The organism is Methylobacterium sp. WL1 (assembly GCF_008000895.1).
Taxonomy (GTDB): domain Bacteria; phylum Pseudomonadota; class Alphaproteobacteria; order Rhizobiales; family Beijerinckiaceae; genus Methylobacterium.
The window spans coordinates 3,157,002-3,180,353 of sequence record NZ_CP042823.1 but is presented as its reverse complement, the minus strand read 5'-3'; the positions used below and the strand labels follow the sequence as shown (position 1 = coordinate 3,180,353).

At 68.4% G+C, this 23,352-nt stretch carries 22 protein-coding genes; 16 read left to right on the top strand and 6 right to left on the bottom strand.

What is annotated here, in order from left to right; all coding sequences use genetic code 11:
* Window positions 1-116 precede the first annotated feature (116 nt).
* Together FVA80_RS15490 and FVA80_RS15485 are read left to right on the top strand one after the other, a co-directional pair.
* Window positions 117-2,192 (top strand): M3 family metallopeptidase, encoded by a 2,076-nt coding sequence (locus FVA80_RS15490; RefSeq protein WP_147906949.1) that lies wholly within the window; start codon window positions 117-119, stop codon window positions 2,190-2,192.
* Between the two features lie 84 nt (window positions 2,193-2,276).
* The gene (locus tag FVA80_RS15485) at window positions 2,277-3,188 is read left to right on the top strand and encodes a hypothetical protein (RefSeq protein ID WP_147906948.1); all 912 of its coding nucleotides are present in this window, start codon (window positions 2,277-2,279) and stop codon (window positions 3,186-3,188) included.
* A gap of 22 nt (window positions 3,189-3,210) precedes the next feature.
* On the opposite strand, the gene FVA80_RS15480 is transcribed toward FVA80_RS15485, so the two are convergent.
* Window positions 3,211-3,429 carry a hypothetical protein gene (locus FVA80_RS15480; RefSeq protein ID WP_147906947.1) on the bottom strand — a complete coding sequence of 73 codons (219 nt, stop codon included), beginning with the start codon at window positions 3,427-3,429 and terminating at the stop codon, window positions 3,211-3,213.
* Between the two features lie 219 nt (window positions 3,430-3,648).
* A complete protein-coding gene (locus FVA80_RS15475; protein WP_147854372.1) occupies window positions 3,649-4,041 on the bottom strand; it encodes a DUF2267 domain-containing protein in 393 nt (130 codons plus the stop codon).
* Between the two features lie 312 nt (window positions 4,042-4,353).
* Here FVA80_RS15475 and FVA80_RS15470 point away from each other — a divergent pair, with 312 nt between their 5' ends.
* The 10 genes from FVA80_RS15470 (at window position 4,354) to FVA80_RS15425 (ending at window position 16,303) form a co-directional block, all read left to right on the top strand.
* Window positions 4,354-4,953 carry a cysteine hydrolase family protein gene (locus tag FVA80_RS15470; protein WP_147906946.1) on the top strand — a complete coding sequence of 200 codons (600 nt, stop codon included), beginning with the start codon at window positions 4,354-4,356 and terminating at the stop codon, window positions 4,951-4,953.
* 186 nt (window positions 4,954-5,139) lie between these two features.
* The gene (gene poxB, locus FVA80_RS15465; protein ID WP_147906945.1) at window positions 5,140-6,870 is read left to right on the top strand and encodes a ubiquinone-dependent pyruvate dehydrogenase; all 1,731 of its coding nucleotides are present in this window, start codon (window positions 5,140-5,142) and stop codon (window positions 6,868-6,870) included.
* A gap of 66 nt (window positions 6,871-6,936) precedes the next feature.
* Window positions 6,937-7,680, top strand: a complete 744-nt coding sequence (locus FVA80_RS15460) for a (Fe-S)-binding protein (protein ID WP_147906944.1) — start codon at window positions 6,937-6,939, stop codon at window positions 7,678-7,680.
* Window positions 7,677-9,290 carry a lactate utilization protein B gene (locus FVA80_RS15455; RefSeq protein ID WP_147906943.1) on the top strand — a complete coding sequence of 538 codons (1,614 nt, stop codon included), beginning with the start codon at window positions 7,677-7,679 and terminating at the stop codon, window positions 9,288-9,290. Before FVA80_RS15460 ends, FVA80_RS15455 begins: the two co-directional genes overlap by 4 nt.
* Complete coding sequence (locus tag FVA80_RS15450) at window positions 9,287-9,895, top strand: LUD domain-containing protein (protein WP_147906942.1); 609 nt, start codon at window positions 9,287-9,289, stop codon at window positions 9,893-9,895. Before FVA80_RS15455 ends, FVA80_RS15450 begins: the two co-directional genes overlap by 4 nt.
* A gap of 70 nt (window positions 9,896-9,965) precedes the next feature.
* Entirely contained in the window at window positions 9,966-10,826 is an 861-nt protein-coding gene (locus FVA80_RS15445) for a transglutaminase family protein (protein ID WP_147906941.1), read from the top strand.
* A 65-nt stretch (window positions 10,827-10,891) separates the two neighbouring features.
* Entirely contained in the window at window positions 10,892-12,271 is a 1,380-nt protein-coding gene (locus tag FVA80_RS15440) for an ethanolamine ammonia-lyase subunit EutB (RefSeq protein WP_147906940.1), read from the top strand.
* Window positions 12,268-13,053 carry an ethanolamine ammonia-lyase subunit EutC gene (gene eutC / locus FVA80_RS15435; RefSeq protein WP_147906939.1) on the top strand — a complete coding sequence of 262 codons (786 nt, stop codon included), beginning with the start codon at window positions 12,268-12,270 and terminating at the stop codon, window positions 13,051-13,053. The genes FVA80_RS15440 and eutC overlap by 4 nt, the downstream gene beginning before the upstream one ends.
* 630 nt (window positions 13,054-13,683) lie before the next feature.
* Window positions 13,684-15,414, top strand: a complete 1,731-nt coding sequence (ilvD, locus tag FVA80_RS15430) for a dihydroxy-acid dehydratase (RefSeq protein WP_147906938.1) — start codon at window positions 13,684-13,686, stop codon at window positions 15,412-15,414.
* Window positions 15,401-16,303 carry a tetratricopeptide repeat protein gene (locus FVA80_RS15425; protein ID WP_147906937.1) on the top strand — a complete coding sequence of 301 codons (903 nt, stop codon included), beginning with the start codon at window positions 15,401-15,403 and terminating at the stop codon, window positions 16,301-16,303. Before ilvD ends, FVA80_RS15425 begins: the two co-directional genes overlap by 14 nt.
* 31 nt (window positions 16,304-16,334) lie before the next feature.
* Here the strand turns inward: FVA80_RS15425 and FVA80_RS15420 are convergent, their stop codons facing one another.
* The 3 genes from FVA80_RS15420 to FVA80_RS15410 form a co-directional block, all read right to left on the bottom strand.
* Window positions 16,335-16,958: a glutathione S-transferase family protein gene (locus FVA80_RS15420; protein WP_147906936.1), complete on the bottom strand. Its 624-nt coding sequence runs from the start codon at window positions 16,956-16,958 to the stop codon at window positions 16,335-16,337.
* A gap of 124 nt (window positions 16,959-17,082) precedes the next feature.
* Window positions 17,083-17,706 (bottom strand): glutathione S-transferase family protein, encoded by a 624-nt coding sequence (locus FVA80_RS15415; protein WP_147906935.1) that lies wholly within the window; start codon window positions 17,704-17,706, stop codon window positions 17,083-17,085.
* 111 nt (window positions 17,707-17,817) lie between these two features.
* Window positions 17,818-18,324 carry a peptide deformylase gene (locus FVA80_RS15410; protein WP_147906934.1) on the bottom strand — a complete coding sequence of 169 codons (507 nt, stop codon included), beginning with the start codon at window positions 18,322-18,324 and terminating at the stop codon, window positions 17,818-17,820.
* A 175-nt stretch (window positions 18,325-18,499) separates the two neighbouring features.
* On the opposite strand from FVA80_RS15410, the gene FVA80_RS15405 reads away from it, so the two are divergent.
* Complete coding sequence (locus FVA80_RS15405) at window positions 18,500-19,114, top strand: NIPSNAP family protein (protein WP_147906933.1); 615 nt, start codon at window positions 18,500-18,502, stop codon at window positions 19,112-19,114.
* Between the two features lie 71 nt (window positions 19,115-19,185).
* Here FVA80_RS15405 and xth read toward each other — a convergent pair whose 3' ends face one another.
* A complete protein-coding gene (gene xth, locus FVA80_RS15400) occupies window positions 19,186-19,980 on the bottom strand; it encodes an exodeoxyribonuclease III (RefSeq protein WP_147906932.1) in 795 nt (264 codons plus the stop codon).
* A 134-nt stretch (window positions 19,981-20,114) separates the two neighbouring features.
* Between xth and FVA80_RS15395 the strand changes: the two genes are divergently transcribed.
* The 3 genes from FVA80_RS15395 to glpX all read left to right on the top strand — a co-directional run bounded on the left by FVA80_RS15395 (window position 20,115) and on the right by glpX (window position 23,345).
* Complete coding sequence (locus FVA80_RS15395) at window positions 20,115-20,801, top strand: ceramidase domain-containing protein (protein WP_147957840.1); 687 nt, start codon at window positions 20,115-20,117, stop codon at window positions 20,799-20,801.
* A 98-nt stretch (window positions 20,802-20,899) separates the two neighbouring features.
* Entirely contained in the window at window positions 20,900-22,216 is a 1,317-nt protein-coding gene (locus tag FVA80_RS15390) for a homoserine dehydrogenase (protein WP_147906930.1), read from the top strand.
* A gap of 145 nt (window positions 22,217-22,361) precedes the next feature.
* Window positions 22,362-23,345, top strand: a complete 984-nt coding sequence (gene glpX, locus FVA80_RS15385; protein WP_147906929.1) for a class II fructose-bisphosphatase — start codon at window positions 22,362-22,364, stop codon at window positions 23,343-23,345.
* Window positions 23,346-23,352: the final 7 nt, after the last annotated feature.

Sequence of the window (23,352 nt, the reverse complement as noted above, 5' to 3'; positions counted from 1 at the left end):
GTTGACGGGGCCGCCTATCGGGCCTCTGTCTTCCGGGACGCGGCCGCGAACCCCATCTTGCGGCCTGACGGGGCGGACCGAAGGCATGGTCCGTCCGACGCACCACCGAGGACCGAATGGCGGACGTAGCTGATGCCGGGCTTCCGAGCCTGCCGCAGGACAATCCCTTCCGCGACGCGCAGTGGAGCACGCCCTATGGGTTGCCGCCGTTCGAGCGCATCCAGGCTGCGCATTACATGCCGGCCTTCGATGCCGCGCTCGCCGCCCACGATGCCGAGATCCAGGGCATCGCGGCCGACACGGCGCCCGCCACCTTCGCCAACACCGTCGCGGCGATGGAGCGGGCCGGCCAGGCCCTCGAGCGGGTCGCCGGCGTCTTCTACAACCTGACCGGCAGCCACACGAACACGGACCTGCAGGCGATCGAGCGGGCGATCGGCCCGAAGCTCGCCCGGCACGGCAGCGCCATCTATCTCAACCCGCAGCTCTGGGCCCGCATCTCGGCGGTCGACGCCGAGGCGGAGGGGCTCGGGCCGGAGGAGCGCCGGGTGCTCGAGCGCTACCGTATCCGCTTCCGTCGCGCCGGCGCCGAACTCGGACCGGACGATAAGGCACGCATCGCCGAGATCGCCGCCCGGATGTCGGAACTCGGCACCCAGTTCAGCCAGAACCTGCTCGCCGACGAGAGCAGCTTCACCCTGCCGCTCTCCAGCGAGGACGACCTGGCCGGCCTGCCGCCGTTCCTGCGCGCCGCCGCCGAAAGCGCGGCCCGGGAGCGCGGGCTGGATGGTCACGTCATCACCCTCTCGCGCTCGCTGATAGAGCCGTTCCTGGTGTTCTCCACCCGTCGCGACCTACGCGAAAAGGCCTACGCGGCCTGGACCCGGCGCGGCGAGAATGGCGGCGCCACCGACAACCGCGCCATCATCGTGGAGATGGTGGGCTTGCGCGCCGAGCACGCCCGACTGCTCGGCTTCGACAGCTTCGCGCATTTCAAGCTCGACGACACGATGGCGGCGAGCCCCGACGCCGCCATGGAGCTGCTGCGCGATGTCTGGGCGCCGGCCCGGGCGCGGGCGGGCGACGAGCGCGAGCGGCTTCAGGCGATCGTCCGGCAGGAGGGCCACAATTTTGCGCTCCAGGCGCACGATTGGCGCCACTACACCGAGAAGCTGAGGCGGGCCGAGCACGACCTCGATGAGAGCGAGGTGAAGGCCTACCTGCCCCTCGACCGGATGATCCAGGCAGCCTTCGATACGGCGTCGCGGTTGTTCGGGTTGACCTTCGAGGCGTTGTCCGACGTGCCGCGCTATCATCCGGATGTGCGGGTCTGGCGGGTCGGCAACCCGGACGGGTCCGAGGTCGGGCTGTTCCTGGGCGATTACTTCGCCCGGTCCTCCAAGCGCTCCGGCGCCTGGATGAGTGCGTTCCGCTCTCAGGAGCGCCTGACCGGTACCGTCACGCCGGTGATCGTCAACGTGATGAACTTCGCCAAGGCGCCCGCCGGCGAGAGCGCGCTCCTGTCCTTCGACGACGCCCGCACGCTGTTCCACGAGTTCGGCCACGCCCTGCACGGGCTCCTGTCGGATGTGACCTACCCGCTGCTCTCCGGGACGTCTGTGTCGCGCGACTTCGTTGAATTGCCGTCGCAGCTCTACGAGCATTGGCTGGAGCAGCCCGAGGTGCTCAAGGCCCATGCCCGGCACCACCGCACCGGCGAGCCGATGCCCGACGCACTGTTGCGCAAGCTCCTGGCGGCACGCACCTTCAACCAGGGTTTCGCGACCATCGAGTATACCGCCTCGGCGATCGTCGACATGACGCTCCACCTCTCGGCGGGGGGCGAATCCGGCCTCGACGTGCCGGCCTTCGAAGCGGATGCCCTGCAGCGGATCGGCATGCCGGCCGAGATCAGCATGCGGCATCGGACGCCGCACTTCGCCCACATCTTCTCGGGGGATGGCTACGCGGCCGGGTACTACAGCTATCTCTGGTCCGAGGTGCTAGATGCCGACGCCTTCGATGCCTTCAAGGAGGCCGGCGACATCTTCGACCCGGAGACGGCAAAGCGGTTGCGGACCTTCGTGTACGGCGCCGGCAACCTGCGCGACCCGCGCGACGCTTACACAGCCTTCCGCGGCCGGATGCCGAGCATCGCTCCGCTCCTGAAAAAGCGCGGGCTCGCGGCCTGACGCGGAGGCGGCCGGTAAGGGTTTCGTAAACAAACGTCCTTAACGAACGCTTGCAGGCGGACCTTGAAGACGGAGTTGGGGGCAATGACGAAGATCGAAGCCAAGCCGGCCCTCTCTCCCGACGAACTGCTGAAGGCCGTCGTGGCGGGCAAAGCGAATCCGAAGCCGGAGCCCGTCTCCGCACCTGCGGCGGTGCGATTCGCGATGCCGGCCCTGGCTGGTCCAGAGGTCCGGCGCTACGCGATCGCGGGCACTGCCCTGGCGCTCGGGCTGATCCTCGGCTTCGCCGCGCGCCCCGGCGCCGGCGGCGCGCCGAGCGACGCCGTCCTGGCGCTGAGCACGACCGTCGATGCTGGTCGGACCGAAACCGCTCGACTCGGCGCCGACATCGCCCAGCTCCATCAGGTGCTCGCCGACCTGCGCGCCGCCACCGACACGGCCCGCAAGGAAGCCGGCAGCCGCAGCAGCGCCCTGGGCGAGCGCTTGGCGCAGCTCGATAAGAATCTGAACACCAAGTCCGCAGCGCTGAGCGAGCGTATCGAGCAGGGGGAGCGCGAACAGAGCGTACGGATGACCAATCTCGCCGCGCAACTGGAGCGCCGCGCGTCCGTCGCAGCGTCGGCCGTCAAGTCCGAGCCGACACAGACCGGGAGCCTCGCTGAGACCCGCGCGGCCGACGCGAAGGTCGCCGAGGTGAAGGCCATCGATGCCAAGAACGCGGAGGCCAAAGGCTCGGAGACCAAGGGTTCGGAGGCCAAGGGTTCGGAGGCCAAGTCGAAATCCGTCGCGGCCGAAAAACCCGCGGTGATCGACGGCTGGGCTGTGCGCGACGTCTTCGACGGGGCGGCGATCCTGGAAAACAAGCGCCGCCGCATCGTCGAAGTCGGGCCTGGAGACATGCTGCCGGGGATCGGTCGGGTCGAGGGTGTCGAGCGCCGCGGTCGGGAGTGGGTCGTGGTGACCCGTCAGGGTCTCGTTACGCCCCAGCCCTGGTAATCCCTCTGCACACCAAGATTCGTCAGCGCCCCTGGAAGCTCGCCGAGGCGAGTTCGTCGCTGGTGCCGGGGAAGCGTGGCTCGATCGTCAACGGATCGGCGAGGGCGGAGGCACGCTCGACCCGGCGGCGTCCATGGCGCAGGGCGCGGGTCTGAGCGGCGCGGGTCGGATGCAGGATCGCCGCGAGCAGCGCATGGCCCTCGAAGGCGGCATCCAGATTCTTGGCGTCGAAGACGGGCATGGCCGGCCTACCTGAGTGCGATCCGGTCACGCGCCGAAGGCGATGGTCCGAATTGCATCCCGAATAACGGGGATCGCGTGAACGGGTTCCGCCAAGCTCTGACGGCGAAACCACTTTTTTACGATCGTTCAGGACTGGCGCGAAAACGGTGCGGCGGCGCACGTGCCGCGGCCGAAAAACGGGTCCCGGAGGGTTTGGGCCGCCCCGGGACCGAGGACGTCAGACGAACTGGTTGAGGCCCGGGATCGAACCGATGATCGGTCCCATGGCGTCCTCGCCGACCTTCTCACGGCCGAAAGCGAACAGCTCCTGGCCGAGCGGCTGCATCTGGCCCATGGGCACACCGGCGCCCATCAACTTCTGGCCGAGCGCCATGACGCCGCCGCCACCCATCATGCCGCCGAGCATGCCCATCAGGCCGCCACCGCCGCTCTCGCCGGCATTCGACTCGGCCACGAGAGCTTCGGAACCGGGGAGCGCGGCCATGAGCTGGCCCACCTCGGATTCCGGCCCTTCCTTCTGCAGGAAGGCCAGGATGTGCCCGATGGCCGTCTGCGCGGTCGCGGCGTCGAGCCCGGTGCGGGCGGTAACGCGGGCGAGCAATTCTTCCATGACGCTGATCTCTTCGACGCTGATCTCTTAGGAACGTTTCCAGACGTCCTTCGACTCTGAAGCGGCGGAAATCAAGCGCGGCTCCCTACTTCGCTGGGAAACACCGGCCCGGACGACGCCTGGAACATCCGGACGCCCCGAAGAGTCAGCGCAGGCGCCGACGCGGCCTTGCGACTCAGGGCGAGGCGTGGCCTCGTCGACGGCGAAACAAGTGGGATCAGCGTTGATCCACGGAAGGTCCGCCGCCGCACCAGCCGTTGCCCGATTGGGTTCACACCGGCGGATCGATCACGGGCGCATCGGGAGACACGGGTGAGCGATCTCAAGACCCTACGCGGCCTCTCCGGCCTGAGCCCCGAGCCGGCCAGCCTGAAGAGGGCCGCACTCGTCCTCATCGACATCCAGAATACGTACCGCGAGGGCGTGATGCGCCTGTCCGGCGTCGAGCCGGCGGTCGCGGAGGCCGCGATCCTTCTCAAACGAGCCCGGGAATCCGGCGTGCCGGTCTTCCACATCCAGCACAATGCCGGCCCCGGCTCGCCTTACGACATCACCGCGGAGATCGGGCAGATCTCGCAGGAGGTCGCGCCGCAGGACGGGGAGGCCGTGATCACCAAGGCCTTTCCGAGTTCGTTCGTAGGCACGGATCTCGAGGATCGGCTCAAGCGGGCAGGCGTCACCGACCTCATCCTGGCCGGCTTCATGACCCACATGTGCGTGAACTCGACGGCGCGCTCGGCCTTCAACCTCGGCTTCCATCCCACCGTAGTCGCCTCGGCGACCGCGACGCGCGATTTGCCGGCGCCCGACGGCTCGGTGGTGCCGGCGGCCCAGCTACAGGCCGCGAGCCTCGCGGGCCTCGGCGACCTGTTCGCCGTGATCGCCCGCGACGTGGACGCAGTCCGCCCCTGATCGTTCGACGGGGACAGTAATTTCTGCGAAACCCGGGCGCGAACATTCGGGGTTAGACTCCGAAATCTCCGGTTCTGCCGTCTTGACTGCTGCATCGGACATGTGTGCGATGCAGCATCGGGCCGAGAGCGGCGGAACATCACCGCTGGCCGCACAGTTCGGCTCCGAAAATGCGGAGCTTGAACCATGCGCATCGAGAACGTCGCCGATCTGATCGCCGAGACCCTTCAGGAGGCCGGAGTCGCGCGTATCTACGGCGTTGTGGGCGACAGCTTGAACGGGATCACGGAGGCGCTGCGCGCGCGCGGAAAGATCGACTGGATCCACACCCGCCACGAGGAGGCGGCGGCCTTTGCGGCAAGCGCGGAGGCGCAGGTCACCGGCAAGCTCGCCGTATGCGCGGGCTCGTGCGGCCCCGGCAACCTGCACCTGATCAACGGGCTCTACGACGCGCACCGGAGCCGGACTCCGGTCCTGGCGATCGCCGCGCAGATCCCGTCCGCTGAGATCGGCTCGGGGTACTTTCAGGAGACCCGCCCGACCGCGCTGTTCCGCGAATGCAGCCATTACTGCGAGTTGGTGTCCGACCCGTCGCAGATGCCGTTCGTGCTCGAGAACGCGATCCGCGCCGCCGTGGGAGAGGGGGGCGTCGCCGTCATCGTCATCCCGGGCGACGTCGCGCTGCGCGATGCGCCCAAGCGCGCGTTGGCCACTCGGGCCGGGCTGATCCCGGCAAAGCCTGTTGTCCGTCCGGCCGATGCCGAACTCGATACGCTGGCGGCCATGCTCAACGCCGGCAAGCGCGTGACGCTGCTGTGCGGACGCGGCTGCGCCGGCGCCCATTCCGATCTGCTTCAGCTTGCCGAGGCGCTCAAGAGTCCAATCGTGCACGCGCTCGGCGGCAAGGAGTTCGTCGCGTTCGACAACCCCTACGATGTCGGCATGACCGGATTGATCGGGTTCTCGTCCGGCTACGCCGCCATGATGGCGTGCGACACCCTGCTGATGCTGGGCACGGGGTTCCCCTACAAGCAATTCTACCCGCAGGACGCGAAGGTCGCCCAGGTCGATCTGCGCCCCGCCGAACTCGGCCGCCGCTGCCGCATCGAGCACGGCCTCGTCGGCGATGTCGGCGCGACGATCCGGGCGCTGCTGCCGCGCCTGAAGCCGAAGGCCGACCGGTCGTTCCTGGATTCCAGCCTGACGCACTACGCCAAGGCCCGCGCGGGCCTCGACGATCTCGCCACCGGGAAGCCGGGCGGCCCGCTCCATCCGCAATATCTCGCGAAGACGATCAGCGAGGCGGCCGCGGACGACGCGATCTTCACCGCCGATGTCGGCACCCCGACGATCTGGGCGGCACGCTACCTGGAGATGAACGGCAAACGGCGCCTGCTCGGCTCCTGGGTTCACGGCTCGATGGCCAACGCCCTGTCCCAGGGGATCGGCGCACAAGCCGCGGAGCCGAACCGGCAGGTGATCGCGCTTTGCGGCGACGGCGGTTTCGCCATGCTGATGGGCGACTTCCTAACCCTGCGTCAGCACCGCCTGCCCCTGAAGGTCGTGGTGTTCAACAACGGCACCCTCGGCTTCGTGGAGCTGGAGATGAAGGCGGCGGGCTATCTCGAGACCGGCGTCGCGCTCGACAATCCGGACTTCGCCGCGATGTCGCGGGCCGCCGGCATCTTCGCCCTGCGGGTCGAGGACCCAGCCGAGCTGCCCGGCGCCATGCGCGAGTTCCTGGCCTTCGACGGCCCCTCGTTGCTCGATGTGCGCACCGCCCGCAACGAGCTCTCGATGCCGCCCAAGATCGACGGGCAGCAGATGAAGGGCTTCAGCCTCTACGTGCTGCGGGCCGTGATGGATGGGCGCGGTGACGCAGTTCTCGACCTCGCCAAAACCAACCTCATCCGATAGACCTCTCTCTGAATTCTAGACCCGTTCCAGTCCAGTGGAGCGGGCGATCCAGGGAGAATCCGGACCATGCGGGTCGGCCTGTTCGTGCCGTGCTACGTCGACGCTTTCGAGCCGGAAGTCGGGATCGCCACGCTGGAATTGCTGGAGCGGGTCGGTTGCACGGTGGAATACCCGTTCGACCAGACCTGTTGCGGCCAGCCGATGGCCAACACCGGCTGCCACGCGGAGGCCGCCGCCACCGAGGCCCTGTTCGTCAAGAACTTCTCGGATTTCGACTACGTGGTGGCGCCCTCGGGCTCCTGCGTGCACCAGGTCCGCGAGCACCTGACCGCGATCCCGCAGACGGACGAGGTCAAGAAGGTCCGGGCCAGCACCTACGAGCTCGTCGAGTTTCTGCACGACGTGCTGAAGATCGAGGCTCTGCCCTGGGCGGAGTTCCCGCACAAGGTCGCCTATCACGGCAATTGCAATGCGCTACGCGGCATCCACCATGCCCGACCGTCCGAGATCGTGAAACCGTACTTCTCGAAGCCCCTCGACCTGCTTCGCCTCGTCAAGGGCGTCGAGCTGGTCGATCTCGCCCGGCCGGACGAGTGCTGCGGCTTCGGCGGCACCTTCTCGGTGTTCGAGCCGGCCGTCTCGGCCAAGATGGGCTACGACAAGGTCGCCGACCAGAATCGGGCCGGGGCCGCATATGTTGTCTCGGCCGATTCCTCGTGCCTGATGCATCAGAAGGGCTGTGCCGAACGCCTCGGCCTGCCGCTCCGCTACATCCACATCGCGCAAGTGCTGAACGGAGCCGCCGCATGAGCGTCGAGGATCTGAACCCGCGCGCCCACGATGGTCTCATCCACCCGGAAGTCCGCGCTGCCGACGACGAGAGCGAGCGCGGCCAGGATGGCGGCCGCCTCCAGCACGCCGAGGCCGCGACGAAGCCGATCCGCGCGCCGCAGACCCGCGAGCCGCAGCCCCGCGGCGCGAAAATCCGCGGCGACCGCCCGATCGATCAGGGCGAGGCCGCCGAGCGCTTCCTCGCCGCGCCGCTCCACCAGGCCGCCCACGACGAGCGCCTGTGGGACCTGCGCAAGAAACGCGATACCTCGGCGCACGGCATCCCGGAATGGGAGGAGCTGCGGGAGCTCGCCTCCGCCATCAAGGCGCACACGCTCACCCATCTCGACCAGTATCTCGAGCAGTTCGAGGCCGCCGCGAAAGCCAACGGCGTGCAGGTCCACTGGGCTGCGGACGGCGCCGACCACAACCGCATCGTCCTTGAGATCCTGCGCAGCCGCGGCGCCAAGACCCTCGTGAAGTCCAAGTCGATGCTCACCGAGGAATGCGGCTTCCGCCACCACATGGCCGCCAACGGCATCGAAATCATCGAGACCGATCTCGGCGAGCGCATCCAGCAGCTTGACAACGAGGAGCCGAGCCACATCGTGGCGCCCGCGGTCCACAAGACCCGGATGGACGTGGCCGAAGTCTTCGCCAAGACGCTGGGCACGGATCCGGACAACGACGACGCCCATTACCTCGCCGAAAGCCAGCGCGAGACGACCCGGCCCTACATTCTGAAGGCCGATGCCGGCATGACCGGCTGCAACTTCGCCATCGCGGAGACCGGCACCGTCGTCACCTGCACCAACGAGGGCAATGCCGACTTGTCCGGCAACGTCCCGCCGCTGCAGATCCACTCGATCGGCATCGAGAAGATCATCCCCAAGGTCGAGCATCTCGGGGTGTTCATCCGGCTGCTGTCGCGCTCGGCGCTCGGCTCGCCGATCACCCAGTACACTTCGCATTTCCGCGGACCCCGCAAGGGCACCGAGATGCACATGGTGCTGGTCGATAACGGCCGCTCGGCCCGGCTCGGGCTGGAGGAGTTCTGGACCTCGCTGAAGTGCATCCGCTGCGGTGCCTGCATGAATACCTGTCCGGTCTACCGGCGTTCGGGCGGCCTCTCCTACGGGGCGACCTATTCGGGCCCGATCGGGTTGATCATCGACCCGACCTTCAACAAGCGGAAATACTCGACCCTGCCGTTCTCCTCGACGATGAACGGCTCCTGCACCAACGTCTGCCCGGTCAAGATCAACATCCACGAGCAGATCTTCGCCTGGCGCAAGGTCCTGGTCGAGGAGCATCACATCCCGGCGCTCAAGCAGGGAATGATGAAGGCCGCGGGTGCGGTCCTGTCTCGGCCCGCCGCCTATCGGGCGGCGATCGGCGCCGCGGATTCGGCGCTGAAGGTGCTGCCGCGCTTCGCCGTCTACAACCCGCTCAACACCTGGGGGAAGAAGCGCGAGATGCCGGATGCGCCGCGCCAGACCTTCCACGCCTGGTACAAGCAGAACCGGATGCAGAAGGCGGTCAAAAACACCGCTACCAAGGAGACCGCTGCGAAGGACACGGCCCGATGAGCGCGCGCGCGGACATCCTGGCGGCGCTTAAGACGAACCGTCCGGCGGGCGATTATCCGCTGCCGAACGTGCCGACCTTCGCGCCGCTGGTCGGGGACGACCTGATCGAGGAGTTCGGCGAGCGGCTGAAGCGCATGGGCGGCCGGATCGAGGACGGCCGCACCGGCGACCCACTGATGGGCGTGCGCGAGCGGTTGGCGGATTCGAAGGTGATCGCCTCCGCGGTCCCGGAGATCGACGGCAACCGCGACCTACGGGCGGTACGCTACCCACAGGAGGTCGAGGACGTCGATGTGGCGGTGGTGCGCGCCGTGTTCGGCATCGCCGAGACTGGCTCGGTGCTGTTCACAGAGGGCGAGCTGATCGTGAACGCCGTCGCCTACCTGGCCCAGCACCTGATCGTGCTGCTCGATCCCGCCGACATCCTCCCCAACGTTCAGGCGGCCTACAAGCGACCGGAATTCGGTCGTTCTGCCTACGCAGTGCTGCATACCGGGCCGTCGGCCACCGCCGACATCGAGGGCGTGCTGATCCATGGCGCGCAGGGCGTGCGCTCGCTCACCGTCCTGTTGCTGCCGCGCGCCGCAGAAAGATCGGACTCCTGAGCCGGAACCGCCGATAAGGCGCGCACCTTGCTTGGACAGCGATCATCTCGTCGCCCGGCAAGGAGATCCGATGCGCTATACCCTCGGCTGCAGCCTGTCCTATAATATTCTCTCGGACACGACTTTCATCTTCAATTTGGAGGTGGCCAAGCTGAGGAGCGTCGAGATCCTCAGCGAGAGCCTCGTGCTGACGCCGAACCTGAAGCGCGACCTCTACACCACCCCCGACCTGCTGAACCGCTATCTCGGCGTCAACGTGCCCATGGGCCAGTTCGCGCTGGAGTATAATGCGGAGGTGGACCTGACCGTCCACCGGGCCGACCCGGCAACCATCAACGAGACACCGATCGGCGAACTGCCGCTCGACATCCTACCGTTCCTACTGCCGAGCCGGTTCGTCTCCTCCGATCGGCTGACGCCCTACGCGCAGGCCGAGTTCGGCGCGCTGCCCAAGGGCCACAGCCGGGTCAACGAGATCTGCAACTGGATCCACGACCACATCACCTACCAGCCCGGCACGAGCGACGGCGAGACCACGGCGGACGAGTCGCTCCTGAAGAGGGCCGGCGTCTGCCGCGACTTCGCGCATATCGGAACGGCGTTCTGCCGGGCACTCGGGATCCCGGCCCGGTTCGTGAGCTGCTACGCGCACGGCCTCGTGCCGAGCGACTTCCACGCGGTGTTCGAAGCCTATCTCGACGGGCGCTGGTGGCTGTTCGACGCGACCCGTCAGGCGGATCTCGATGGGCTGGTGCGCATCGGCGTCGGGCGTGACGCCGCCGAGATCGCCTTCTCGACGCCGTTCGGCAACATGCAGCCGGTCAACCAACAGGTCCGAATCCAGCGCACGGACGGGCAGGGCAGCCCGATGCCGCGCACGGTCGATGCCATCTCCACCGAGGTCCCCGCACCGAATGCCGGTGCGGCCTGACCGGACAGCCGTATCGGATCACGCTATCCTGGGATCCTCGGAAAGCAAGGACGGGGGAAAACCGCATGGCCTACCGCCACGTCGTCGGCCCGCGCACCCACGTCTTCGCCGACCTCGCCACACTGATGGCCAAGGCGACGCCGGTCCGCTCCGGCGACCGGCTCGCCGGGGTCGCGGCCGAATCGGCCGAGGAGAACGCGGCGGCGCGCTGGTGCCTCGCGGAGGTGCCGCTGGCCGAGATCCTGGCCCGCCCGCTGATCCCGTACGAGAAGGACGACGTCACCCGGCTGATCCTGGATACGCACGATGCCGCCGCCTTCCGGGAGATCGCCCACCTCACGGTCGGCGATTTCCGCGAGTTCCTCCTGACCGCCACCCCGGAGGTGCTGACCCGGATCGCACCGGGCGTAACGCCCGAGATCGCCGCTGCAGTCTCGAAGATCATGCGCAACCAGGACCTGATCTCGGTGGCGCGCAAGGCCCGGGTGGTCACCCGGTTCCGCAACACGATCGGGCTGCCAGGCACGCTGGCGGTGCGGCTGCAGCCCAATCATCCCACAGACGATCCGAAGGGGATCACCGCGGCGATCCTCGACGGGCTCACCCTCGGCTGCGGCGACGCCGTGATCGGCATCAACCCAGCCTCGGATTCAGTCCAGGCGCTCGGTGACCTGCTCCACCTCCTCGACGGGGTGATCCAGAAGCATGCCATCCCGACCCAGGCCTGCGTCCTCACCCATGTCACCACGACGCTCGCCGCCATGGAGCGCGGCTTGCCGGTCGACCTCGTGTTCCAGTCGATCGCCGGGACCGAGAAGGCCAATGCCGGCTTCGGAGTGACGCTAGCCCTGCTGAAGGAGGCTCATGAGGCCGCGCTCGCGCTCAAGCGCGGCCCGCTCGGCGACAACTGCATGTATTTCGAGACCGGGCAGGGCTCCGCGCTCTCGGCCGATGCCCATCACGGCATCGACCAGCAGACCCTGGAGGCCCGGGCCTACGCGGTCGCCCGGCCGTTCCGGCCGCTCCTGGTGAACACCGTCGTGGGCTTCATCGGGCCGGAATACCTTTACGACGGAAAGGAGATCATCCGGGCGGGGCTGGAGGATCATTTCTGCGGCAAGCTGATGGGCGTGCCGCTGGGCGTGGACGTCTGCTACACCAATCACGCCGAGGCCGATCAGGACGACATGGACACGCTGCTGACGCTGCTCGGCGCGGCCGGCTGCACCTACATCATGGGCGTCCCGGGGGCCGACGACGTGATGCTCAACTATCAATCCACGTCGTTCCACGATTCCCTCTATCTGCGCGAGGTGCTGGGCCTGAAGCGCGCCCCCGAATTCGAGGCCTGGCTGCACGGCATCGGGCTGACCGACGGGGCCGGCGCCCTGCTGCCGGGATCGGGCGCGCCCCTCCTCACCGCCGCGCCGGACCTCGCCGCGTGAGCGACCTGCGGGAGATCTGGTCCAGACTCGCCGGCCTGACGCCGGCCCGGATCGGGCTCGGACGCGCAGGCAGCGGCCTGCCGACCCGGGAGGTGCTGCGCTTCGGCCTCGATCATGCCCAGGCCCGGGATGCCGTCCACGCGCCGATGGATGCTGAGGCCCTGGCCGCATCCATCACGGAACTCGGCCTCTCGACCATCCCGGTCTCGTCCCAGGCCCCTGACCGGGCGACCTACCTGCGCCGCCCGGATCTCGGGCGGCGGCTAGACCCGAACGACTTGCCGAAGCTCGAGGCCGTGGCCGATGCCGCCGATCTCGCCGTGGTGGTGGCCGATGGGCTCTCGGCCCGGGCCGTGCACGAGAATGCGGCGCCGTTGCTGATGGCGTTCACGCCCCTTGCGAAGAATGCCGGGTGGCGCCTCGCGCCCGTGGTGATCGCCCGGCAAGCGCGCGTGGCGCTCGGCGACGCTGTCGGCCAAGCCCTGAAGGCTCGGGCGGTGGTGATGCTGATCGGCGAGCGGCCAGGCCTATCCTCCCCCGACAGTCTCGGCATCTACCTGACGCTCGATCCCAAAATCGGCCGCTCGGACGCGGAGCGCAACTGCATTTCGAATGTGCGGGCCGCCGGCCTCACCCATGAGCGCGCCGCGTTCAAGCTGCACTGGCTGCTCGCGCGTGCGCTGACCCTCGGCCTCAGCGGCGTGAACCTGAAGGACGAGAGCAAACAGGCTTTGGAATCCGGTCCCGCGACCGCCGCCCTGCCGGAGCCTGGCCGCGGCTGAACGGAAGCGCGTGTTTCGTGCCCTGCGCCGAACGAGTGTCGGATCAGTCACGCGGAGAGCAGTTCAGGGCGCACGCCTGCGGTCCGTCGATTGTCATCGGCACCCGATCCATCACACCCGTCAACCCGGGGCCGCGAATCGGAGCCCGGGATCCAGAAATGCAATCACTTGAGTGTCTTGCGCGATCGGCGTCTCTGAATCCCCGGCTCGCCTGCGGCGCCCCGGAATGACGGCGGCGTGTTCTGAGCGGCAAGGCTCCGACGATACCGCTCGTCTATGAGCTTCAGAACCCGTGTCGATTGAGCCTAATCTGCCGGGTCGGGTGGCCGAAGAATTATCCTTAACCTTATCTCGTGCCGGCAATCGACCCCAAGCGTGGCTGTGGCGGGGTCGCAACACCGTAAAACGAACCCGGGTCCGCCCAGAGACCTGCCCGCAAACGCCGCGATCCCGCCATAGTCCGGGCCCACCTCACCCTCCGCGGTAAACGGCAAGTTCGACAACGATTTACCGTTTCGAAACGAGGTTTTCCCGAGCACGCGGACGGCCCATCCGGCGCATCGCGAACGGCGACGCGCCGCGGCTTCCTGCACCCTCGGGACTGGCGGCGCGAAGGCTTGGTTCGGGTTGATGGACACGCGGTTGAACGACAAGTCGAAGCTGCCCAGCCGTCACGTCACGGAGGGGCCGGATCGGGCCCCGCATCGCTCCTATCTCTATGCGATGGGACTGACCCGGGAGCAGATCCACCAGCCGCTGGTGGGTGTCGCCTCCTGCTGGAACGAGGCAGCCCCCTGTAACATCTCGCTGATGCGCCAGGCGCAGGCAGTGAAGAAGGGCGTCGCGGCGGCTCACGGCACCCCGCGTGAATTCTGCACCATCACGGTCACGGACGGCATCGCCATGGGCCATGGCGGCATGCGCGCCTCGCTGCCGTCCCGCGAGGTCATCGCCGACTCGGTCGAGCTGACCATGCGCGGCCACGCCTACGATGCCCTGGTCGGCCTCGCCGGCTGCGACAAGTCGCTGCCCGGCATGATGATGGCGATGGTCCGCCTCAACGTGCCGTCGATCTTCATCTACGGCGGGTCGATCCTGCCCGGCTCGTTCCGTGGCAAGCCCGTCACCGTGCAGGACCTGTTCGAGGCTGTGGGCAAGGTCGCGGTCGGCGACATGAGCCTGGAGGACCTCGACGAGCTGGAGCAGGTCGCCTGCCCGTCGGCCGGCGCCTGCGGCGCGCAGTTCACCGCCAACACCATGGCGACCGTCTCCGAGGCAATCGGCCTGGCGCTGCCCTATTCGGCCGGCGCCCCGGCGCCCTACGAGATCCGGGACAAGTTCTGCGCCACCGCCGGCGAGAAGGTGATGGAGCTGCTGGCCAAGCAGATCCGCCCGCGCGACATCGTTACCCGCAAGGCGCTCGAGAACGCCGCCACCGTGGTCGCCGCCTCCGGTGGATCGACCAACGCGGCCCTGCACCTGCCGGCGATCGCGCATGAATGCGGCATCGAATTCACGCTGTTCGACGTCGCCGAGATCTTCCGGCGCACGCCCTACATCGCCGACCTCAAGCCCGGCGGGCGCTACGTCGCCAAGGATATGTTCGAGGTCGGCGGCATCCCGCTGCTGATGAAGACCCTGCTCGACCACGGCTTCATGCACGGCGACTGCCTGACGGTCACCGGCCGCACCATCGCGGAGAACATGGACCGGGTGACCTGGAACCCCGACCAGGACGTGGTCTATCCGGCCAACCGCCCGATCACCCCGACCGGCGGCGTCGTCGGCCTCAAGGGCAACCTCGCCCCCGAGGGCGCGATCGTGAAGGTCGCCGGCATGCCGGCCGAGAAACAGGTCTTCACCGGCCCGGCACGGGTGTTCGACGGCGAGGAGGCCTGTTTCGAGGCGGTGCAGTCGCGCACCTACAAGGAAGGCGATGTCCTCGTCATCCGCTACGAGGGTCCGCGTGGCGGCCCCGGCATGCGCGAGATGCTGTCCACCACGGCGGCCCTCTACGGCCAGGGCATGGGCGACAAGGTCGCGCTGATCACGGACGGGCGCTTCTCCGGCGCGACCCGCGGCTTCTGCGTCGGCCATGTCGGCCCCGAGGCGGCGGTCGGTGGGCCGATCGGCCTGATCCGCGACGGCGACATCATCACCCTCGACGCGATCCAGGGCACGCTCAACGTCGCGTTGTCGGACGCGGAGTTCGCCGAGCGCCGCAAGGCCTGGGCGCCGCGGACCAACTCGGCGACCTCCGGGTATCTGTGGAAATACGCGCAGGGCGTCGGCCCGGCGCTGTACGGCGCCGTCACCCATCCGGGCGGCGCCAAGGAGCTGGAGAGCTATGCGGACGTCTAGGACTGACCTCAGCCGGCGCAGGGCGCCGGCCGGGGCCGATCCCGGTCGGTCCCGCCTGATCGCCAGGATCGCGGCGTCGGCCGGCGTCCTGATCCTGCTCGCCCTGCCCACGGATGCGCCGCGCGCGCTCGATGCCAGCGTCCGCGCGCCGGTCCAGGTGCCCGTGGCGGACAAGAGCTACCGGTCGGCCAAGGACGCGCTGCGGGCCGGGGTGCGCGAGTACAATGCCGGCGACAAGCAGGGCGCCGCCCGCGCCCTCGAATACGCCGCCGGGCAGGGCCATGCACTGGCCCTTTGGAAGCTCGGCCGGATGTACGCCGAGGGCGACGGCGTGCCCCATGACGACCTGAAGGCGTTCGAGTTCTTCTCCCGGATCGCCGACGCCAGCACCGACGACGGTCCCGATCCGCAGAACTCGGCGGTCACCGGCAGTGCGTTCACGGCGCTCGGCACCTACTTCCTCGAGGGGATCAAGGGCACCTACGTGCGTCCGAACCCCGAGCGCGCCTACGACATGTTCAACTACGCGGCGTCGTATTACGGCGAGCCGAACGCGCAGTACAACCTGGCCCGGCTCTACCTCGACGGCACCGGGGTCGAGGCCGATCCCCGGCAGGCCGCTCGCTGGTTCAACCTCGCGGCCGAGAAGGGGCACCACCCGGCGCAGGCTCTGCTCGGCGACATGCTGATGAACGGGTTGGGCGGCGTGCCGGTCCAGCGCGTGAAAGGCCTGATGTGGCTATCGCTCGCCCGCGAGGGCGCGGAGGGCCGCAAGGACGCTTGGATCGTCGCGCTCTACGACAAGAACTGGGCTGCCGCCAACGAGGACGACCGAGCCGAGGCGCAGAGCCAGCTCCAGACCGTCGGCTCGATCCGACGGCGGCATTAGAGCCCTGCTCTGACGCCGCCGCCGACTTGCCTCAGCCCTTCTTGGCGTCCTGCGCGGTCTTGAACGACGGACGTGCGAGGGTCTCGGCGATATAGGCCGCAAGCTTGGGCCAGCGGCCGGCATCGATCTGCGCATCGGCCACGTGGAAATTGTAGAAACCTGTGGCGATCGAGATGTCGGCGATGCTGAAGGCGTCACCCACGAGGTAGGGGCCCGAGATCTGCCGCTCCAGATAATCGAACAGCGGCGGCAGATCCGCGTCGAGCGCCTTCGTGACGGCGGCCTCGTCGGTGGGCTTGCCCATCATGTTGGGCTTCAGGATCCGCTCGACGAACGGCACGATCAGCTTTCCGAACAGCTCGGTATCGCCGAACTTGTCGAACCAGACCGCGCGGCCGAGGGCCTGTGGGTCGGAGGGCACCAGGGCCGGGGTCGGGTGCTTGCGCTCGAGATACCAGAGGATCGCAGAGGAATCCGCGAGCTTGAACCCGCCATCCTCGATCGCCGGGATCTTCCCCAGCGGGCTCGCCGCCCGGAAATCCGAATCGGGCGCGTGGAACATCACCGGCCTGTGCTCGTAGGGCACGTTCTTCTCGGTGAGCGAGACCAGGACCTTGCGGACGTAGGGCGAGTAGCCGGTACCGTAGACGATCATTACAACTCCATCGGGGACGCGACGGCCGGATATCGATCCGCCTGCCCCTGCATGGCAGATAGGGCCGATCGCCGGTGCGCCGACCGCGTCACGGTCACCGCTCCGTGATCGCGGCCCTTTCGCCTCACCAAGCCGGCGCGGTAATCGCCGTCACGAAGGACGGCCGGTCGAGCGTCAGCGCGACCCAGCCGGCGAGCTTCGGCCAGCGCCTGGAATCCACCTGAACCTTGGCGAGCCGGAGATTGTGGAACGGCGCCGCGACCGCGATGTCGGCAATCCCGAAGCTGCCGCCCACCAGGAACGGCCCAGTGATCTGCGGTTCGAGGTCGTCGAACAGGGGCGGCAGATCCGTGTCGAGCGCCTGCTGCGCCAGCGCGTCGTCACCCGGGATTTCGAGCACCCGGGGCTTCAGGAAGCGCTCCGCGAACACGACAGAGAGTTTCCGATCCAGCTCGACTTCGCCGAACTTGTCGAACCAGCGGGCGCGGGCAGCCCCTTGCGCATCGGCCGGGATCAGCGCGGGCTGCGGGGTGAGGCGCTCGAGATAATCGAGGATCGCGCTCGAATCGGCCAGCCGAAAGCCGTCATGCTCGATCGCCCGGATCTTGCCGATCGGGCTCGCCACCCGGAATGCGGCATCGTCCGATTGCGGCGCCACCGGCCGGTGCTGATAGCGGATACCCTTCTCGACCAATGCCACCAGGACTTTTCGCACGAAGGGCGAGAGGCTGCTGCCGTAGACGATCATGGTCGAATCCCCCGATGAACCGGCATCGCTCTTGAGCCGTTGCCGGCAGCGATGCAATCGGTGGCGATGTCATCGTTTCACGTCGACCAATTCGTCGTGTTCCACTCACGATCATCTTGATCTCGAGGCGTTCGACTTCTCAAACCGTTTGATGAGACGATCCCGTTTCAAACGAGACAGGCGGTCGATCCAGAATATACCGTCGAGTTGATCGATCTCATGCTGGATCACGGCGGCCGAAAAGCCGTCCGTCTCCTCCTCGTGGGCGGCGCCGTCGAGGTCGCGGTAGCTGAAGCGGATCCGGCTCGGCCTTGTGATGCGCTCGCGCACGCCGGGCATGCTGACGCTGCCCTCTTCATGCGGCGCGGTCTCCGGGGAGGCCCAGAGGATCACCGGGTTGACGTAGATGCGCAGATCCTCGTCCGGCGACATACGGACCACCACGATCCGCGCGAGGATGCCGATATGCGGTGCCGTCAGGCCCATGGCGCTCACGGCGGAAAGCGTGTCCGCCACGTCGTCGGCCACGGCTTTCGTTTCGGGTCCGAACGCATCGATCGGTTGTGCCGGCAGCGAGAGTTTCGGGTCGGGGAACAGGACGAGAGGGCGGGCCGGCATGGTCGGTTGGTTCACCTGAAGCGATGCGAAATGCGTGCGGCTTGCATGGAAGGCGGGCGGCGCGGGTGGTCGTCGAGGGGGCGATTAGGACCCGATCAGCCACGGATGCAAATGCGCTGGCGTGAAACCGAACCGCTCGCGCGCGCTTTGGACCTACCGATCCGTCGAGGCCGCCATGCTGTACGAACTTGCCACGCTCTCCTGCCCGTTGCTGGCGCTCGGCGAGGCTGGCGACGGCGTCCGGGCCTGGGTTGAGGACGGTGACGCGAAGGGACAGGTGATCGGCTGCTGGCGCACGGAGTTCGGCACGCTGGGGCGGATCATCGTGTTGCGCGGGTTCGAGGCGCCGGAAGACATGACGGCCGAGCGTCGGCGCGCCCTTCTTTGCGCCAACCCGTTTCATGCGGGACGCGTGGTGACCGCACTGGAGATGGACAGCTACGCGCCGCTCCCCTTCCTACCGCCGATCCGCACCAGATATCGGGGTGGGGTCTATGAAGTCCGGACCTACCGCCTCAAGCCCGGCGGCCTGCCGGCAACGCTCGCGGGCTGGGAGGCGGCGATCGAGCCGGCCCGTCCGTATACCGAGCATCTCGTCGTGAACCTCTACGCCCTCGATGGCGCTCCGCGCATCACGCATATCTGGGCCTTCGCCAGCCTGGAGGAGCGGGCCGCATTGCGCGCCAACGCCTACGGCGCGGGTGTCTGGCCGCCGAAGGGCGGTCCCGGTCAGATCGCCGAAGCGACCTCGACGATCGCGCTGCCGCAGGGAGTCTCGCCGTTGAGCTGAGCCCGCAGTCTCGCAGGTTTGCGGCGCCATCGCGACCGGATGGCACGAAGGCCCGTCCCTGCGGGGGGCTTTCAGCCAGCCGTCAGCTCCACCGTCACCGGTACGTGATCGGACGGCTTGTCCAGGCCGCGCAGGTGCTTCTGCACGGCGGCCGAGACCAGACGGTCGGCGGCCTGCGGCGACAGCAGGAGGTGGTCGATGCGGATGCCGGCGTTCCGCTGCCAGCAGCCCGCCTGGTAGTCCCAGAAGGTGAAGAGCCCGTCGCGCGGATCGCAGGCGCGCAGGCCGTCGGTGTAGCCCTCGGCCAGGACGGCGCGGAACGCCGCCCGCGTTGCGGGGAGGAACAGCGCGTCGGAGCGCCACGCTTCCGGGTCGGCCGCGTCGGCGGGTTCCGGGATAACGTTGTAGTCGCCCGCGAGCACCACGGCGGTCTCGTCCTCCATGAGGGCGCGTGCGTGGATCCGCAGCCGTTCCATGAAGCCGAGCTTGTAGGGGTATTTCGGGCTGTCGACCGGATTGCCGTTCGGCAGGTAGATCGAGGCGACCCGCACCGGTCTGGTCTCGGCGCCGGAGATCAGCGCCTCGATGTAGCGCGATTGCTCATCGGATTCGTCGCCCGGAAGTCCGCGCCGGATCTCGCTTATCTCGAGCGGCGCCCGAACCAGCAGCGCCACGCCGTTATAGGCCTTCTGGCCCAGCGTCTCGACCGCGTACCCGGCACCCTCGACCTCGGCACGCGGGAACGCCTCGTCCTGGCATTTCAGCTCCTGCAGGCAGACCACGTCGGGCTTCGCCTCGTCGAGGAAGCCGAGCAGATGCGGCAGCCTCTGCTTGATCGAGTTGACGTTCCAGGTCGTGATCCGCATCGCCTCGCTTCCCGGTCGCCGTCTGGAGCGCTCGCCGCCAAAGTTGGTCCCGGAGCGGCTGAAGCGTCATCCGCGCTTCGCGCCGCGCTGACAAGGCCATGGCGGCGCAAGATCGGGGCGATATAGACGCCAGGATGACGATGGGGTGGTTCGAGCCGGTCATGGCTTACTGCGAGCGGACCGGGCCGGAGATCTGGGCCGAGCCGGTCAACGCGGCGTCGAACGCCGCCTTCCTGCTGGCCGCCGCGGCCGCGGCGCGCCGGGCCTGCGCCGCGAGGACGCCGAACCGCGCGTGCCTGGGACTGGCCGGGCTGATCGCCGTCGTCGGATGCGGATCGTTCCTGTTCCACACCCTGGCGGTGACCTGGGCGATGTATGCCGACATCATCCCGATCACGCTGTTCATCGTCGCCTACCTGGCGCTGGCGCTCCATCGCATCCTGCGGCTGCCGCGCATCCGGGTGGAGGCGGCGACTGCGGGCTTCGTCCTGTTCAGCTTCACCCTTGTCCCCACCCTCGACGGGCTGAGCGGGTCCGATATCTCCGCCCTGACCAACGGATCGATCGACTATGTGCCCGCAACGCTCGCCCTGTTCACCGTGGCGGCGCTCGATCGGCCGGAGCACCGCTTCGTCGGCACCGGCCGGCGGCTCACGGAGATCGGCGTGCTGTTCCTGGTCTCGCTGACCGCCCGCACCCTCGACCGATCCGTCTGCGCGGCGCTGCCGACCGGCACGCACGCGCTCTGGCACGTACTCAATGCCGTCGTCCTCTACGCCCTGGTCGTCACGGCGGTCCGGCACCGCGACGCGGTCGAATGAGGGCGCGGGCGGTTTTGTTGCGGGCCGGACGGAATTCTTGCACAGATGCGCCGCATCGGTGACCCGGCTCATCGCGAGTCCCGTGCACGGAAGGAATCATGACAGTGAGCTACCGCATCGGCGTCGCCGGGCTCGGCACCGTCGGCGCGTCCGTCGTCCGGATGATCGCCCGCCGCCATGACACCTTGACCGCCTCCGGCCTCGACATCCGCGTCGCCGCGGTGTCGTCCCGTGACCGGACCCGCGACCGTGGCCTCGACCTGGCCGGCGTGACCTGGTTCGACGATCCGGTGGCGCTCGCCCGCTCCGGCGAGATCGACTGCGTGGTCGAGTTGATCGGTGGCGCCGAGGGGCCTGCCAAGGCCGTGGTCGAGGCGGCGTTGCAGGCCGGCAAGACCGTGGTCACCGCCAACAAGGCCCTGCTCGCCCGACACGGCGCGGCGCTGGCGGCGCTCGCCGAGACGAACGGCGTCGCGCTCGCCTACGAAGCCGCGGTAGCCGGCGGTATCCCGGTGATCAAGACCCTCCGCGAGGGCCTGCCCGGCAACGCCGTGGCGCGCGTCTACGGGATCCTCAACGGCACCTGCAACTACATCCTCAGCCGCATGGAGCGCGAGGGCCTGACTTTCGAGGCTTGTCTCAAGGACGCGCAGGCGCTGGGCTACGCCGAGGCGGACCCGACCTTCGACGTCGAGGGCTTCGATACCGCCCACAAGCTCGCGATCCTGACGAGCCTCGCCTACGGCACCGTCATCGACGCGGACGGCGTGTCGGTGGAGGGCATCTCTCGGGTGCAGCCCCTCGACCTGCGCATGGCCGACGAGCTCGGCTACCGGATCAAGTTGCTCGGCGTCGCCCAGGCCTCCGAGGCCGGGATCGAGCAGCGCGTCCACCCGACCATGGTCCCCAAATCCTCCGCGATCGCCCAGGTGATGGGCGTGACCAACGCGGTCACGATCGACGCCGACGCGGTCGGTGAACTGACGCTGATCGGCCCGGGCGCCGGCGGCGAGGCGACGGCCTCCGCAGTGGTCGCCGACATCGCCGACGTGGCGCGCGGCATCGTCCGCCCGACCTTCGGGGTGCCGGCGGCGTCGATGCGCGCCAGCGAGCGGGTCGAGATGCAGCGGCACGAGGGCGGCTATTACATCCGGCTGACCGTACACGATCGCCCCGGCGTCGCCGCCGGCGTGGCCCAGCGGATGGCCGAGCGGGAGATCTCCCTGGAGAGCATCCTGCAGCGCCGCACCGAGAGCGCCGGGACGGATCCCCGCGGGCGTTCGGGCCGGCCGGTGCCGCTGGTGCTGATCACCTACGCGGCCACCGAGGGCAACATCCGCGATGCACTCGACGCGATCGGCGCCGACGGCCTGCTGGCCGAGCCGCCGCAGGTCATCCGCATCGAGCGTGAATAAGAGTGCACAAAGTCTCGGCATATGCCGCAATGTTGATGCAAGATAGGTGATACTTTCGCGGCGTGCGTAGGCTGACAGGCGTTGGTCGACGACAATCAAACCGGGATCCGACTTCAAGATCGGACCCGGACAGAGGCAGGAAGCGATGGCCGTGGCCCCCAAGTCCGAACCGCGTGGCGTTCCACGCACGCTCGCCCTCGAACTCGCCCGCGTCACGGAGCGTGCCGCCATCGCTGCGGCCCGGCTGCGGGGCAAGGGCGACGAGAAGGCCGCCGATCAAGCCGCTGTCGACGCGATGCGGGCGGAGCTCAACAGCCTGCCGATCCGCGGGACGGTGGTGATCGGTGAAGGCGAGCGTGACCAGGCTCCGATGCTGTTCATCGGCGAGCAGCTCGGCCAGGGGGAGGGGCCCGAGGTCGACATCGCGGTCGATCCCCTCGAGGGCACGACCCTCTGCGCCAAGGACATGCCGGGTGCGATCGCCGTGATGGCCATGGCCGAGCGCGGCTCGCTGCTGGCCGCCCCCGACGTCTACATGCAGAAGATCGCCATCGGCCCCGGATACCGGCCCGGTCTGGTCGATCTCGACGCCAGCCCCGCCGACAACATCGCGGCGCTGGCCCGGGCCAAGGGCGTCGATCCCGATCAGATCACCGCGCTGATCCTCGACCGCCCCCGGCATGCGGGCTTGATCGCGGAAGTCCGCGCCGCGGGCGCCGCGGTGCGGCTGATCTCGGATGGCGACATCGCCGGCATCATCTTCACGGCGAGCCCGGGCGAGACCGGCATCGACATCTATCTCGGCACCGGTGCCGCCCCCGAGGGGGTGCTGGCGGCTGCAGCCATGCGGTGCATCGGCGGCCAGATGCAGGGACGGCTGATCCTGGACACGGCCGAGCGCCGCCGCCGCGCTGCCGAGATGGGCATCGACGACCTCAACCGGAAATACGATCTGGTGGATCTCGCCAGCGGCGACGTGATCGTGGCCGCCACAGGCGTGACCGACGGCGCGCTGCTCCGCGGCGTCCGCTTCCGGCCCGACCGGATCCAGACCGAGACGGTGGTCTACCGCTCGGAGGCCGGCACGGTCCGGCGGATCCTGGGGGAGCACCGCCGCACCCTGGCCTGACGCTGCC

Bases quoted from the DNA above. Each gene is read 5' to 3' on its own strand.
- FVA80_RS15490 (WP_147906949.1), top strand. From the start codon at position 117: ATGGCGGACGTAGCTGATGCCGGGCTTCCGAGCCTGCCGCAGGACAAT.
- FVA80_RS15485 (WP_147906948.1), top strand. From the start codon at position 2,277: ATGACGAAGATCGAAGCCAAGCCGGCCCTCTCTCCCGACGAACTGCTG.
- FVA80_RS15480 (WP_147906947.1), bottom strand. From the start codon at position 3,429: ATGCCCGTCTTCGACGCCAAGAATCTGGATGCCGCCTTCGAGGGCCAT.
- FVA80_RS15475 (WP_147854372.1), bottom strand. From the start codon at position 4,041: ATGGAAGAATTGCTCGCCCGCGTTACCGCCCGCACCGGGCTCGACGCC.
- poxB (WP_147906945.1), top strand. From the start codon at position 5,140: ATGCGCATCGAGAACGTCGCCGATCTGATCGCCGAGACCCTTCAGGAG.
- FVA80_RS15460 (WP_147906944.1), top strand. From the start codon at position 6,937: ATGCGGGTCGGCCTGTTCGTGCCGTGCTACGTCGACGCTTTCGAGCCG.
- FVA80_RS15455 (WP_147906943.1), top strand. From the start codon at position 7,677: ATGAGCGTCGAGGATCTGAACCCGCGCGCCCACGATGGTCTCATCCAC.
- FVA80_RS15450 (WP_147906942.1), top strand. From the start codon at position 9,287: ATGAGCGCGCGCGCGGACATCCTGGCGGCGCTTAAGACGAACCGTCCG.
- FVA80_RS15445 (WP_147906941.1), top strand. From the start codon at position 9,966: ATGCGCTATACCCTCGGCTGCAGCCTGTCCTATAATATTCTCTCGGAC.
- FVA80_RS15440 (WP_147906940.1), top strand. From the start codon at position 10,892: ATGGCCTACCGCCACGTCGTCGGCCCGCGCACCCACGTCTTCGCCGAC.
- ilvD (WP_147906938.1), top strand. From the start codon at position 13,684: ATGGACACGCGGTTGAACGACAAGTCGAAGCTGCCCAGCCGTCACGTC.
- FVA80_RS15425 (WP_147906937.1), top strand. From the start codon at position 15,401: ATGCGGACGTCTAGGACTGACCTCAGCCGGCGCAGGGCGCCGGCCGGG.
- FVA80_RS15420 (WP_147906936.1), bottom strand. From the start codon at position 16,958: ATGATCGTCTACGGTACCGGCTACTCGCCCTACGTCCGCAAGGTCCTG.
- FVA80_RS15415 (WP_147906935.1), bottom strand. From the start codon at position 17,706: ATGATCGTCTACGGCAGCAGCCTCTCGCCCTTCGTGCGAAAAGTCCTG.
- FVA80_RS15410 (WP_147906934.1), bottom strand. From the start codon at position 18,324: ATGCCGGCCCGCCCTCTCGTCCTGTTCCCCGACCCGAAACTCTCGCTG.
- FVA80_RS15405 (WP_147906933.1), top strand. From the start codon at position 18,500: ATGCTGTACGAACTTGCCACGCTCTCCTGCCCGTTGCTGGCGCTCGGC.
- xth (WP_147906932.1), bottom strand. From the start codon at position 19,980: ATGCGGATCACGACCTGGAACGTCAACTCGATCAAGCAGAGGCTGCCG.
- FVA80_RS15395 (WP_147957840.1), top strand. From the start codon at position 20,115: ATGACGATGGGGTGGTTCGAGCCGGTCATGGCTTACTGCGAGCGGACC.
- FVA80_RS15390 (WP_147906930.1), top strand. From the start codon at position 20,900: ATGACAGTGAGCTACCGCATCGGCGTCGCCGGGCTCGGCACCGTCGGC.
- glpX (WP_147906929.1), top strand. From the start codon at position 22,362: ATGGCCGTGGCCCCCAAGTCCGAACCGCGTGGCGTTCCACGCACGCTC.